Below are 13,492 nucleotides of genomic sequence, written 5' to 3' on the forward strand. Positions count from 1 at the left end.
CTCGTAGCACAATCGAGATTTTGCGCGGAGTATCTCGTAGCATTGCTTACATGTTGAACCTGGAGCGCCTGCGCACCCTCGACGCCCTCGCCCGGCACGGATCGGTGAGCGGCGCCGCCGTCGGCCTGCACATCACCACCTCGGCCGTCTCCCAGCAGATGGCCAAGCTGGAGCGCGAGGCGGGTCAGCAGCTGCTCGCCAAGAACGGGCGGGGCGTGCGGCTCACGGACGCGGGTCGGCTGCTCGCCGAGCACGCGGCCCGCATCCTCTCCCAGGTCGAACTCGCCCAGGCCGACCTGGAGGCCCAGCGCGGGCAGGTGGCGGGCGAGCTGAGGCTGTCGGCGTTCCCGACGGCCGCCCGCGGACTCTTCCCCGGCGCGCTGGCCGCCCTGCGCACCCAGCATCCCGCGCTGCGCATCCGCTCCTGCGAGCTGGAGCCGGAGCGCGGCATCAACGGCGTGGTGCGCGGAGACCTCGACCTCGCCGTCGTGCTCGACTGGTACAACAAGCCGATGCCACTGCCCGACGGCCTGGTCAAGGCGCCGCTCCTGGACGACCCCGCGGACGTGGCCATGCCGGTCGGCCACCGGCTCGCGGGCCGCGACGAGGTGGACCTCGCCGAGTTCGCCGAGGACGAGTGGATCACGTGGGGCGAGGGCGAGTTCTGCCACGAGTGGCTGATGTTCACACTGCGCTCGAAGGGCATCGAGCCGATCGTCGGCCACCGCGCCGCCGAGACCCACACCCAGCTGGGCCTGGTCGCCGCGGGGCTCGGTGTGTGCATCGCGCCGCTGCTCGGTCGCCACCCGATGCCCGCCGAGGTCGTCACGGCACCGCTGAAGCAGCGGGTGCGCCGGCACGTGTACGTCGTCTGGCGCGCGGACGCCGACCGCCGCCCGTCGATCCGGGCGGCGGTGGAGGCCCTGCGTACCGCGGCCGCGCAGCTCGGCTGACGGGGCGCGCCCCGAACGCCTCCTACGGTGCCGACAGCTTGCGGAAGTCCCAGGAGACCACCTTCTCGGGCGTCAGCCGCAGCCACGCGTGCCGGCCGTCGTGCGGCATCTCCTCCAGGCCGAAGTTCTTGCGGGCGAACAGCGTTTCGGGGAAGTCGAGTTCGGCGTACAGCTCGCCGGTGCGCGGTGCCTCGCCCACGAACTCCACCCGGCCGGACAGCTCCGCGCCCCGCAACTCGTCGTACTCCTCGCCGGTGTCCACCACGATCGCCACCCGGGGGTCGCGCCGCAGCTCCGTCCAGCGCCGGCTGCGCACGACCGAGTACAGCCACATCGAGGAGCCGTCCCAGGCGAACCAGAGCGTGCTCACGTGCGGTGCGCCGTCGGGCGAGACCGTGGCGTCCCGGCAGGTGCGCTGGGCGGTGAGGAACTCGTCCAGCTCGCCGGGCGTCATCATGATCTTCCGGCCCCGGCGCTGAGTGACGGTCATCCGGCCAACTGGATCGAGTCCCCGCTGACCGTGATCTGCACGGCGGGCAGCGGCTTGGGCGCCGGACCGCTCTGCACGCTGCCGTCGGTGATCGAGAAGTTGCTGTTGTGACAGGGGCAGTTGATGACGCCGTCGGACACGCTCTTCACGGCGCATCCCTGGTGGGTGCAGGTGGCGGAGAACGCCTTGAACTCGCCCGCCGCGGGCTGGGTGACCACCACTTTCTGGTCGGCGAAGACCTTCCCGCCGCCCTCGGGGATGTCGGCGGTCGCCGCGAGCGCCGCTCCGGCGTTCTCGCCGCCCGAACCGCCGTCGCCCGCCGAGTCGGACGAGGGGGCCGAGGGAGCGGCGCCGGTGTCGCTCGACGCGTCGTCGTCCGAGCCGCCGCACGCGGTCAGCGCGACGGCGAGCCCCGCCGCTCCGGCCGCCGCCACGACGGTACGACGAGCCGGTCCCGCTGCGGGGTGAAAGGATGCGCTGGTCATGCTGGGGTTCCCTTCCGGGGTGGACGCGTGATGATCTGCCGAGAGGTACGGCCCCGGGGCACGTGCTGTTCAGACCGTGCCCTGATGCTGTCGTGCCGGCGGTCGGGCGGGCGTAAAACACGGCTGTCGTTTCGCTGTCGGCCGGTCGGAACCCGTGCCGGAACTCAGGACCGAGCCGTGCTTTCCGGAGCGCGGGTGAGGTGGTCGAGGTCTTCGGCCGCCTTGGCCAGCAGGTCCAGCATGGCGGACTCGGCGCGTGTCGGGGCCCGGTCCCGGATCGCGTCGAGGACGGCACGGTGGCTGGGGACGGGGTCGTCGGCGTCGGCGTGCGCGTGGACCATGCGGTCGCGTTCCCTGAGTCCGGGCTCCAGGAGCATGTCCATCCTGCGGAGCAGCTCGTTGCCGGTGGCGGCGAGCAGCGCCCGGTGGAAGGCCACGTCCGCCTCGGCGGCCGCGGTGGGGTCCGTGCGGGTCCGCCCCATGGCTTCGAGGGCGGCTTCGAGGGCGGCCAGGTCGGCGGCGGTGCGGTGCAGGGCGGCCCGGTGCGCCGCGGCGGGCTCGACGATGGAGCGTACGTCGGAGAGGTCGCGCAGCAACTGGCCGCCGTCGCCCGTTTCCATCCGCCAGCGGATCACGTCGGCGTCGAGGAGGTTCCAATGCGTTCGCTCCCGGACGAAGGTGCCGCGCTTCTGCCGTGCGTCGGTCAGTCCCTTGCCCGCGAGAACCTTCAACGCCTCCCGCATGACGGTCAGGCTCACATCCAGTTCCGCTCCGAGCGCGCCGATGTCCAGGATCTCGCCCTCCGCGATCTCCCCTCCCACGATGCGCGCGCCCAGCTTGTGTACGACCTGTCCGTGCACGCCGCGGCCGGAATAGGACGCCATGCGGTTCTCCTCGGTGTGAAAGGTGCCGGTGGGCTCAGCGGATGGCGCTGCCGGGTGAGGCGTCCAGGAGGGAGAGTTCGTCGCGGTGCGGGAGGCCCTCCCAGTCGCCGCGCGTGGCTACCGCGAAGGCGCCGGTGGTGCCCGCGCGCCGCAGCCGGTCGGCCGGTGCGAGGCCGTCCAGGAGGCCCGAGAGGTATCCGGCGCAGAAGGCGTCGCCGGCGCCGACCGTGTCGAGGACCGGGACGCGGTGGGCGGGCTGGTGGAGGTGCCGGCCGTCGGCGCCGTACAGGTCGGCGCCCTCGCCGCCTCGTTTGACGACCACTTCGCGTGCTCCGGCGGCCAGCAGCTCCGCCACCCGCGCCGCTTCGTCCGTGCCGTCGGCTCCGGCGATCAGGGGGAGTTCGTCGTCCGAGGCGATCAGGACGTCGACGCTGCCGCGGAGCCCGCGCAGGACGGGCGCCGCCTCCTGCTCGCTCCACAGGCGGGCCCGGTGGTTGACGTCCAGCACCACCGTCCAGCCGTGTTCGCGCGCGTGCTCCACCGCCCCGGTCACCGCGGAGAGGGGGCCTGGGCCGAGGGCGCAGGTGATGCCGGTGACGTGCAGGACGCGGGCCCCGGCGGCCAGTGCGGCGGCGAGGTGCTCGGGCCGCTGACGAGAGGCGGCCGACCCGGCTCGCCAGTAGTGCACACGCGTGACGTCGGCAACGAGACGTTCACGCATCAGGGCACCCGTGGGCGCCTCGGGGTCGCTGGTCGCGTGCCGCACGTCGACGCCCTCCCCCCGCAGGGTCCGCAGGATCAGGCGGGCCGGCTCGTCCGCGCCCAGGCGGCCGGCCCAGGAGACGCGGTGACCGAGGCGGGCCAGTCCGATGGCGACGTTCGACTCGGCGCCGGCCACCGCGGTGCGGGCCGGGGCCCCGGTGGTCAGTGGGCCTTCGGTCTGCAGGGACAGCATCGTCTCGCCGAAGGTCAGCACCTCGGCCGGCGGGTGCTGCCGCTCCGGCGTCGCGGTGTCCGTCGGGAAGGTCACGCGCCCGGTTCCTCTCCTCGGCACACCGCGCGAAACCGGCGGGCCCGGACGCGGAGTCCGTCCAGATCTCCGCCGTGGGCGGCGTCGCCGACGAGCGGCGACCCGACTCCGACCGCGAGGGCGCCGGCCGCGAAGTAGTCCGGCGCGAGGTCCGCGTCCACCCCGCCGACCGGTACCAGCGGCAGGTCGGGGAAGGGGTCCTTGAGGGCCCGGAGGTAGGCGGGGCCGCCCAGGGAGGCGGGGAAGAGTTTGACCGCGGTGGCGCCCGCGGCCATGGCGGCGGCGGCCTCGGTGGGGGTGAGTGCGCCTGCCAGTACGGGCAGCCCCCGCTGCGCGGCGGCGGCGACCGCGTCACCGCCGGTGGGGGTGACCACCCAGGTGGCGCCGGCGTCCTGGGCGCGGAGCAGGTCGTCCCGGGTGACGACCGTGCCGGCGCCGACGAAGGCGTCCTCGCCCACCGCGCGGGCGGCGCGGGCGATCACGCCGCAGGCGTCGTCGGTGTTGAGGGAGACCTCGACGAGGCCGATGCCCTCCTCGACGAGTGTGAGTACGGTGCGCAGGGCGGCGTCCGCCGAGCGTCCGCGCACGATGGCGGCGAGCCGGTCACGGCTCAGGCGGGCGGTGAAGTCGGTCAGGTCCACGGGACGGCTCCGGCGTGAGAAGACGATCGGGTGCGGGTGCGGTGAGCGGGCGCCGTCACCACTCGGCGAACGAGCCGTCCGGGTGCCGCCAGACGGGCCCCCGCCAGTCGGGGGTGCTGTTGTCGGCCGCCCGTACGGCCTTCTCGTCGACCTCGATGCCCAGGCCCGGTGCGGTGGGCCGCAGGAAGCATCCGTCGTGGAAGCGGAACACCTCGGGATCGACGACGTAGTCCAGGACTTCGGCACCTTGGTTGTAGTGGATGCCGATGCTCTGCTCCTGGATGAGGAAGTTGGGAGTGCTGAAGGCGATCTGCAGGCTCGAGGCGAGGGAGACCGGGCCGAGCGGGCAGTGCGGTGCGACGGGGACGTCGAAGGTCTCCGCGAGCGCGGCGATGCGGCGCACCTCGGAGATGCCGCCCGCGTGGGAGAGGTCGGGCTGGAGGACGGCGATTCCGGCCTGGAGGGCGGGCAGGGCGTCGGTGCGGGAGTACAGCCGCTCACCCGTGGCGAGGGGCACCGGGGAACCGGCCACCAGGTCCGCCAGCAGGGGGGTGTACTCCGGCAGCACCACCTCCTCCGCGAACAGGGGGTTGAAGGGCGCCAGGTGCGGCAGCACCTTCCGCGCGTTGGCCACCGTGAAACGCCCGTGGAAGTCGACGGCGAAGTCCCTGTCGGCCCCCAGCACCTCCCGTGCCGCGGCCGCCCGCCCCACCAGGTCGTCGATGTCGCGCGTCGTCGCCAGGCGGTTCATCCTGCCGCACGCGTTCATCTTGACCGCCGTGAAACCGGCCTCCACCTGGGCCGTGATGGCGTCCGCCACCTCGGCCGGCTCGTCGCCGCCCACCCAGCTGTAGGCGCGCACACGGTCGCGCACCGGGCCACCGAGCAGCACGTGGACGGGGACGCCGAACCTCTTGCCCGCGATGTCCCACAGGGCCTGGTCGAGTCCCGCCACGGCGCTGGAGAGCACCGGACCGCCCCGGTAGAAGGAGCCCTTCGTCATGACCTGCCAGTGGTCCTCGATGCGCGAGGGGTCCTGGCCGACCAGCAGCTCGGCCAGTTCGTGCACCGCGGTGCGTACGGTGGCCGCCCTTCCCTCGACGACCGGCTCGCCCCAGCCGACGATGCCCTCGTCGGTCTCGACTCGGCACAGCAGCCACCGGGGCGGAACGGCGAAGGTCTCGATGCGGGTGATCTTCAAAGGGGACGCTCCTGCGCTGGGTGTGCGATCAGCCGCCACGATTAAATATGAATTAATGATCCCTGCCAAGAGGTGCCCGCCATGCGCGCGCTGAGCTACCGCTTCACGACGCAGCGGACAGCGCGATGAAACGCCGCAGCAGCGGCACCGAGTACCCCGCGGCGAGCAGCGGGCCACGCACGTCGCGGTCGAGGTCGGGCAGGTAGCCGATCAGCACGTCGGCCGGCCCGGTGATCTCGACTTCGCCGCACGCCGCGGGCAGCAGCAGCGTCTCGGCCCGGCCGAGCACCTCGCTCCACTTACCCGCGCGTACCCGTACCGGGGCGCCGACGTTCGACAGGATCTGCGCGGTGGCGAATGCGTGCCGCATCGGCTCCGCGGTCCCGGCACGCCAGCGTTCGAGCGCGAAGTACGGGCCCGCGCACAGGAACACCCGCTCCACCGCGTCCCCGACGGCGATGCTCAGCCCGGGGGTGAAGTCCGGGCGGGTCTCCAGGTCGACCTGGCGCATCAGCATGTCGAGGTTGGTGCGGAATTCCGCGTCGCCCACGGGGGAGCCGTCCTCCATCTTCCAGCGCATCGCGTGCTGCTGGACGTCGGACGTCTGCTCGATCTCGTAGACGAGCGTGTCGGGCCCGAAGCTGTGCAGTGTGCCGCCGGGCACGTACAGGGTCTCTCCCGCGCGCACCGGCAAGCGGCGCAGCACCGTGTCGAAGTCCTGTGCCTCCAGAGCGGTACGCAACCGGTCGCCAGTCACCCCCTGCTCGACCCCGCACAGGGCGGACGCGCCGGGGGCCGCGTCCAGGATGTGCCAGGCTTCGGTCTTGCCGTTGGGCTGTTTCTCCAGGCGCCGGGCCGCCTCGTCGTCGGCGTGCAGGTGTACGGGGAGGGTGCCGGTGGCGTCGATGAACTTCGTCAGCAGGGGGAAGTACGTGCCGGACCAGCCGGCGCCCATGAGTGCTTCGGGGTGGTCACCGAGCACCCGGTGCAGTGACCGGCCGGCCATGGGGCCGTTGGTCACGACACTACGGTGGCCGGCGACGTCGCTGCATTCCCAGGTCTCCGCGACGCTCCAGTCCGGTAGGCCCGTCTTGCCCAGGCGCCGGGCGATCGCCCGACCGCCGAAGACCAGGGGCTTCGCCGTGACGGTCAGCCGCAGCGGGTACAGGGGCGTCCCCTCGGCGCTCACAGGATGGGCTGTCCGCCGGTGACGGCGATCCGGCCCCGGGAGACGTGACTCGCCTCGTGGGAGGCGAGCATGACGTACAGCGGTGCTGGTTCGGCGGGCCGGCCCGGACGGCAGTGTGCTGGGTCGGCGACCCCGATCCCGCTGTCTCCGCCGGTGGTCACGGCCGCCTTGCCGGCCAGCCGTCCGGTCCCTCGGCAACGGTGCTCACCGTGGTCGGGCTCGGGCTCCGTCTCAGTGGTCACGCCGGGCGGGACCTGCTGCTGAGGAGGCTGGGACATCACGGCTCCAGAGGTGACGCGTACTGAGCGGGGGCCGGTGCCGGGCGCGTCGGCACCCAGGGGGCGGTCGGGGGCGGTCGGGGCGCCGAGTACCCGTCCCTCCCGGCCCCACCCGGAGCGTCCGTACTGCGGCTTCACCGCTCGCGGAACCGGAACCGGAGTCGAGTCCGTGAGTGGCGGGGACAGTCCCTGGGCCGGCTCGTCGAGGAGCGTGACGCATGAACGGAGCGTCGTCGGCAGCGTCCCGAAGCCGAGATCGGTCATCGTTCACGGGTGGCGACCGAACCTGGCACTCACGGCTCGCCGGTGTCCGCGGAGCTTCCCCGCGTGTCCCTCGCTGTCACCCGGGCACTCGGCCCGCGAACCGGGCCAATGAGGAGGAAGTGTGCAGCTGTCATTTTTGGCACCACTGTTCGATCGTGGCGGGCCATGGGCCACCGTGTACTTCGACCCGGCTCAGAACGATGAGTCGGGGGCCAAGCGACGCGAACTGTCCGTACGGGAGGCGTGCCGCACGTTGGAGGAAGCGGGCGCCGACGCGGCGACCGTCCGAGCCGTGCGGGAGGCGCTGACGGACATCGGGCCCGCGGAGGACCCGGCCGGCCGCGTGATCTTCGCCGCCGGCGGGAACGTGGTGCTCAGCCACCGTCTCTCCCGGCCGCCGCAGCGGCAGATCGCCTGCTGGGCTCCGCTGCCCAGGTTGACGCCGTTGCTGGAGCTGTCCAGTCAGGACCCGGACTGCCTCGTGGCGTACATCGACCGGACCGGCGCCGACTTCGAGTTTCGCGGCGCGGCCGGCCCGCAGGACGCGGGCCGAACGGAGGGGCGGCAGTGGCCGGTCCACCGTACGGCGTCGGTGGACTGGTCCGAGCGGCGCTTTCAGCTCAAGGTCGAGAACACCTGGGAGCACAACGCGGGCGAGATCGCCGAGGCGCTGGGCGCCGCGTACGAGGAGACCGGCGCCGACCTGGTCGTGCTGGTCGGTGACCCCCGTGAACGGCCTGCCGTGCGTGACCGGCTTCCCGAAGCCGTCCGTGCGGTGACGGTGGACACCGAGCACGGCGGGCGCGCCGCCGGCTCCTCCTCTTCCGTGCTGGAGGAGGCGATCGAGCAGGCGCGGCAGCAGTACACCCGTCGGCGCGTCGAGGCGGCGCTCGACCGCTTCCGCGCCGGGAGGGTGGGCACCGACCGGCAGACGGACGCGGTCGAGGGCGTCCCCGCCGTGATCGAGGCTGCCCGGGAGCACCGCATGGACACGCTCCTGGTCCGTCCCGGCGGGCCCGATCTGGCGCGTGAGACGTGGGTGGGCGCCGGACCTGATCAGGTAGCGGTGCGCCGGACCGATGTGCAGACCCTCGGAGAGGACGATCCGGCCTCCGTGCGAGCCGACGACGCACTTCTGCGGTCCGCCGCCGCCACCGCGGCCGACGTGCTGATCGTTCCCTCTCCGGACGAAGACGGTTTCGAGGGTTCCGGCGGTTCCGAGACCCCTGTGGGTGGTCTGGGCGCCCTGCTGCGCTGGACGTACGAACCGGCGCGGACCTGATGAAGCACGAGTTGGAGGGCCACCTGCGCTCGGGCCGGCCGGCACACGCGGCCGGGCGGCGCTGCTGGATGGACGGACATCGCGCACCGGACGCGACGCTGCGGCCGGTGCGGGGACGAAGGACGGAGGAGACACATGAAGGCTGTCGTGTGGCACGCGCTGGGGGACATACGTCTGGACGACGTGCCGGAACCGAAGATCAAGGACCCGTACGACGCGATCGTGAGGATCACGACGTCAGCCATCTGCGGTACCGACCTCCACTTTGTCCGCGGCACCATGCCCGGCATGCGGGAGGGACGCATCCTCGGCCACGAGGCCGTCGGCGTCGTGGAGGAAGTCGGATCCGGGGTGCGCAACCTTCGTCCCGGTGACCGTGTGGTGGTGCCGTCCACCGTGGCGTGCGGAACGTGCAGCTACTGCCGTGCGGGCTACTACGCGCAGTGTGACAACGCCAACCCGGGTGGCCGGAGGGCGGGCACGGTGTTCTTCGGCGGCCCGGAGGCCGCCGGGGGACTGGACGGTCTGCAGGCCGAGTACGCCCGTATCCCGTTCGCGCACGTCGGGCTGGTTCCGCTGCCGGACACCGTCGATGACGCACAGGCCGTCCTGCTCTCCGACATCTACCCCACGTCGTGGTTCGGGGCACGGCTGGCGGAGGTCGGAGACGGCGACACCGTGGCGATCGTGGGTGCCGGACCGGTCGGGCAGGCGGCCATCGCCTGCGCCCGTCTCCAGGGAGCCGGGCGCATCATCGTCGTCGACGGCTTGGCGGACCGGCTGGACCTGGCACGCGACCAGCATGCCGAAACGGTCGACTTCAACGCCGAGGATCCGGTCGAGGCTGTCCTGGAGCTGACCGGCGGCATCGGTGTGGACCGTGTGATCGAGGCCGTGGGCGTGGACGCTCAGCGGCCGTCCCATGGCCCGGCGGCCGAAGCGCTGCGTGACCAGGGCGAGCAGTTCGCGCACGAACGCCAGGAGGCGGCTCCCGAACGGAACCCGGACGGTGATACGTGGGTGCCCGGCGACGCCCCGACGCTGGCCGCCCGCTGGGCGGTGCAGATGTCGGCGAAGGCCGGCACGGTCGGCACCGTCGGTGTCTATCCGCCGCAGGTGCGGCACTATCCGTTCGGCGAGGCGTTCATGAAGAACCTCACCCTGAAGATGGGCAACTGCAACCACCGCCGATACGTGCCCGAGCTGGTGTCCATGGTCGCCGCCGGCCGGCTCGACCCCACCCCGCTGATCACCCGCTGGGTCGGCACCGAGGACGCGATCGACGCCTACCGCACCTTCGACCGACGGGAGGCGGGCTGGACCAAGGTGACCCTCGGTGTGGCGGGCGACGGCTCGGTCGCCCCCGGCCTGGGCGAAGCGGCCGGCACCGGAGCCGCCACCACCGCCGGCACGCAGGGACCGAGGACGACGGAGGGCAGCCGAGGCGTGTGACACAGGGAGACAAGATCCCGTCGCCGAATGCCGTGCCCCCGTTTGCGTGACCCCGCCCGGGGATACACGGTCGTGGCATTCCGGTCATCGAAGGAGAGAGGGCGTCGCGTGGGGCATGGGCATGGTGGACCGCGTCAGGGACGCCCTGACGGGACGCGGCAAGGAACTGACGACAACGGCGGCTCCGGTGGAGCCCCACCCGGCGCGGAGTTGTGGACGTGGTCCCTCAGCGGTTTCGCGGTGAAAGGCTGTTCATGGACCCTGTCGACCTGCCCTCGCCCGTCGTCCGCCGCGCGCCGGTACGGACCGATGCCGGGGCACTGGAACGGGACCTGCTTGCCCGGGTGGACGGCGAGGTCCGCTTCGACGCGGGTACCCGCGCGGCCTACTCGACGGACGGTTCCAACTATCGGCAGGTGCCGATCGGCGTCGTCGTCCCCCGAACCGTGGAAGCGGCCCGGGCGGCAGTGGCGGTCTGCCGTGAGCAGGGAGCGCCGCTGCTGTCACGTGGCGGTGGCACCAGTCTGGCCGGGGAGTGCTGCAACACCGCGGTGGTCATCGACTGGAGCAAGTACTGCAACCGGCTGCTGTCGGTGGACGCCGAGAACCGGCGATGCGTGGTCGAACCGGGCATCGTCCTCGACGACCTGAACCGGCAGCTCGCCGAGTACGGACTGCGGTACGGGCCGAAGCCGGCCACCCACCCGAACTGCACCATCGGCGGGATGATCGGCAACAACTCGTGCGGGTCGACGGCGCAGGCGTACGGCAAGGTGGTCGACAATCTCCGTCGCTTGGAAGTCCTCACCTACGACGGTCTCCGGATGTGGGTGGGCCGGACCGGCGACGCCGAGCTGGACCGGCTGACCGCCTCCGAAGGACGGGAGGCGCAGCTCTACCGGGGCCTGGTCGCCCTGCGCGACCGCTACGCCGGGCTCGTGCGCGAGCGCTATCCCGACATTCCCCGGCGTGTGTCGGGCTACAACCTCGACTCGCTGCTGCCCGAGCAGGGGTTCGACATCGCCGGGCTGCTGACCGGGTCGGAGTCCACCCTGGTGACCGTCCTGCGCGCGGAGCTGGAACTCGTGCCCGTGCCGAAGCACACGGCCCTGGTCGTCCTCGGCTACCCGGACATCTGCCAGGCCGCCGACCACGTGCCGGCCGTCCTGGAGCACCAGCCGGCGGCGCTGGAGGGTGTGGACCGGCAGCTGATCCACTTCCAGCGGAAGAAACACCTCAATCCTGCGGCGCTGAAGGAACTGCCCGACGGTCGGGCGTACTTGATGGTGCAGGTGAACGGCGACACCCGTGAAGAGGCCGACGGCAGGGCCAGGGCCCTCATCGACGCCAAACCGGACGACGTCGACCACGCCTGGTTCGACGACGAGCAGCGCGTACGCGAGCTGTGGCTGGTACGAGAGTCCGGGCTCGGTGCCACCGCGCACGTTCCCGGTCAGCCCGACACCTGGGAGGGCTGGGAGGACTCGGCGGTGCCGGTGCACCGTCTCGGCGACTACTTGCGCGACCTCAAGCGCCTGTACGAGGAGTTCGACTACGGACACCCTTCCGTGTACGGCCACTTCGGCCACGGCTGCGTCCACACCCGCATTCCCTTCGACCTGGAGTCCGAGGAAGGCGTCGCCCGGATGCGGGCGTTCGTCGAGAAGGCCGCCGACCTGGTCGTGTCCTACGGGGGGTCGCTCTCCGGCGAGCACGGGGACGGACAGTCACGGGGCGAGCTGCTGGTGAAGATGTTCGGGCCCGAGCTGATCGAGGCGTTCGAACGGCTCAAGGGACTGTTCGACCCGGACAACCGGATGAACCCGGGCAAGATCGTCCTGCCGTACCGCCTCGACGAGAATTTGCGCCTGGGCGCCGACCACCTGCCCTGGGAGCCGGAGACGGTCTTCGCCTTCCCGCACGACGACGGCAAGTTCAGCCGGGCCGCGGCCCGGTGCGTCGGCGTCGGCAAGTGCCGCTCGTCCGAGGGCGGGGTGATGTGCCCCAGCTACCGGGCGACCAGGGAGGAGGAGCACTCCACCCGTGGCCGCGCCCGCTTGCTGTTCGAGATGGTGCGGGGCGGCGGCGACGCACCGATCGCCCCCGACTGGCGTTCGAAGGACGTGCACGACGCACTCGACCTGTGCCTGGCCTGCAAGGGCTGCAAGACGGACTGCCCCGTCAACGTCGACATGGCCACCTACAAGGCGGAGTTCCTGCACCACCACTACAAGGGCCGGCTGCGGCCCCTCGCGCACTACTCGATGGGCTGGCTGCCGGCGGTGGCCCGGGTGGTCGCGCTCGCGCCCCGGACCGTCAACGCGCTCGCGGCACTGCCGTGGGTGGCCCGGCTGGCCAAGGCACTGGGCGGTGTCGCTCCGGAACGGGACGTGCCCGTCTTCGCCGAGCAGCGCTTCACCGACTGGTGGCACGAGCGGGGCGGGCCTCGCGGTGACGGGCACCGGGGCGAGGTGGTGGTGTGGCCGGACACCTTCACCGACCACTTCCACCCCGCGATCGGCAGGGCGGCCGTCGAGGTGCTGGAGGCGGCGGGGTTCCGGGTCAAGGTCCCGGAGGCGGCGGTGTGCTGTGGACTGACATGGATTTCCACCGGGCAACTGAACGTGGCGAAGAGAGTCCTCGGGCACACGATCGACGTCCTGCGCGAGGACCTGCGCCGGGGCACGCCCGTGGTAGGACTCGAACCCAGCTGCACCGCCGTCTTCCGAGCGGACGCGGCCGAACTGCTCCCCAAGGACCCTGACATCCAGCGGCTGCGGAAGCAGACTCGCACCCTGGCCGAGCTGCTCGTCGAACGCGCCGACGACTGGCAGCCGCCGGCCGTCGACGCGCGGGCAGTGGTCCAGCGGCACTGCCACCAGTACGCCGTCATGGGCTTCGACGCGGAACGGAACCTGCTCGAACGGGCCGGCGTGGACGCCGACGTGCTGGACGCGGGCTGCTGCGGACTGGCCGGCGACTTCGGCTTCGAGAAGGGCCACTACGAGGTGTCCATGGCTTGCGCGGAGTCCGGCCTGCTCCCGGCCGTTCGGGACGCCGACGACGCGACACTGATCCTCGCGGACGGCTTCAGTTGCCGTACCCAGGTCGAGCAGGCCGACACCGGGCGCACGCCGCTGCACCTTGCCGAAGTGCTGGCGGCGGCCCTTCGGGGGCAGGACACCCAACCGGAACGTCCATCACCCCCGGGGCCCCGCGCCCTGCTGCCTCTGGCGGCCGCCGGCGCGGCGGCGGCAGCGCTGGCGGCGCTCGCGGCGGTGCGACGCTCCGCCCGTAACTGCTGACGCACACACACCGCGCGACCTGTCCTCGCTGTCTCAGC

General features: G+C 72.2%; 12 protein-coding genes. 4 read left to right on the plus strand and 8 right to left on the minus strand.

Annotated features, from left to right (window positions below; genetic code table 11):
- Window positions 1–50: 50 nt before the first annotated feature.
- Window positions 51–953: a LysR family transcriptional regulator gene (locus tag RI578_RS32820; protein ID WP_310874430.1), complete on the plus strand. Its 903-nt coding sequence runs from the start codon at window positions 51–53 to the stop codon at window positions 951–953.
- Between the two features lie 22 nt (window positions 954–975).
- Here RI578_RS32820 and RI578_RS32825 read toward each other — a convergent pair whose 3' ends face one another.
- The 8 genes from RI578_RS32825 to RI578_RS42750 form a co-directional block, all read right to left on the minus strand.
- The gene (locus RI578_RS32825; RefSeq protein ID WP_310874431.1) at window positions 976–1,443 is read right to left on the minus strand and encodes a pyridoxamine 5'-phosphate oxidase family protein; all 468 of its coding nucleotides are present in this window, start codon (window positions 1,441–1,443) and stop codon (window positions 976–978) included.
- The gene (locus RI578_RS32830) at window positions 1,440–1,928 is read right to left on the minus strand and encodes a Rieske (2Fe-2S) protein (RefSeq protein ID WP_310874432.1); all 489 of its coding nucleotides are present in this window, start codon (window positions 1,926–1,928) and stop codon (window positions 1,440–1,442) included. Before RI578_RS32830 ends, RI578_RS32825 begins: the two co-directional genes overlap by 4 nt.
- A gap of 164 nt (window positions 1,929–2,092) precedes the next feature.
- On the minus strand, window positions 2,093–2,812 hold the full coding sequence (locus RI578_RS32835; RefSeq protein WP_310874433.1) for an FCD domain-containing protein: 720 nt from the start codon (window positions 2,810–2,812) through the stop codon (window positions 2,093–2,095).
- Window positions 2,813–2,846: 34 nt separating this feature from the next.
- Complete coding sequence (locus RI578_RS32840; RefSeq protein WP_310874434.1) at window positions 2,847–3,842, minus strand: sugar kinase; 996 nt, start codon at window positions 3,840–3,842, stop codon at window positions 2,847–2,849.
- Window positions 3,839–4,483, minus strand: coding sequence for a bifunctional 4-hydroxy-2-oxoglutarate aldolase/2-dehydro-3-deoxy-phosphogluconate aldolase (locus RI578_RS32845; protein ID WP_310874435.1), 645 nt, complete (start codon window positions 4,481–4,483; stop codon window positions 3,839–3,841). The genes RI578_RS32840 and RI578_RS32845 overlap by 4 nt, the downstream gene beginning before the upstream one ends.
- Window positions 4,484–4,538: 55 nt before the next feature.
- The gene (gene dgoD, locus RI578_RS32850) at window positions 4,539–5,684 is read right to left on the minus strand and encodes a galactonate dehydratase (protein ID WP_310874436.1); all 1,146 of its coding nucleotides are present in this window, start codon (window positions 5,682–5,684) and stop codon (window positions 4,539–4,541) included.
- A gap of 103 nt (window positions 5,685–5,787) precedes the next feature.
- Window positions 5,788–6,873, minus strand: a complete 1,086-nt coding sequence (locus RI578_RS32855) for a mannose-6-phosphate isomerase (protein WP_310874437.1) — start codon at window positions 6,871–6,873, stop codon at window positions 5,788–5,790.
- Window positions 6,870–7,415, minus strand: coding sequence for a hypothetical protein (locus tag RI578_RS42750; RefSeq protein WP_399062187.1), 546 nt, complete (start codon window positions 7,413–7,415; stop codon window positions 6,870–6,872). The genes RI578_RS32855 and RI578_RS42750 overlap by 4 nt, the downstream gene beginning before the upstream one ends.
- A 121-nt stretch (window positions 7,416–7,536) precedes the next feature.
- Here RI578_RS42750 and RI578_RS32865 point away from each other — a divergent pair, with 121 nt between their 5' ends.
- The 3 genes from RI578_RS32865 (at window position 7,537) to RI578_RS32875 (ending at window position 13,454) form a co-directional block, all read left to right on the plus strand.
- Window positions 7,537–8,697, plus strand: a complete 1,161-nt coding sequence (locus RI578_RS32865) for a Vms1/Ankzf1 family peptidyl-tRNA hydrolase (RefSeq protein ID WP_310874438.1) — start codon at window positions 7,537–7,539, stop codon at window positions 8,695–8,697.
- Window positions 8,698–8,832: 135 nt separating this feature from the next.
- Window positions 8,833–10,149 carry a zinc-dependent alcohol dehydrogenase gene (locus RI578_RS32870; protein ID WP_310874439.1) on the plus strand — a complete coding sequence of 439 codons (1,317 nt, stop codon included), beginning with the start codon at window positions 8,833–8,835 and terminating at the stop codon, window positions 10,147–10,149.
- Window positions 10,150–10,403: 254 nt separating this feature from the next.
- Window positions 10,404–13,454, plus strand: a complete 3,051-nt coding sequence (locus RI578_RS32875; protein WP_310874440.1) for an FAD-binding and (Fe-S)-binding domain-containing protein — start codon at window positions 10,404–10,406, stop codon at window positions 13,452–13,454.
- Window positions 13,455–13,492 lie beyond the last annotated feature (38 nt).

The organism is Streptomyces sp. BB1-1-1 (assembly GCF_031597775.1).
In the GTDB taxonomy this organism is placed as follows: domain Bacteria; phylum Actinomycetota; class Actinomycetes; order Streptomycetales; family Streptomycetaceae; genus Streptomyces; species Streptomyces thinghirensis.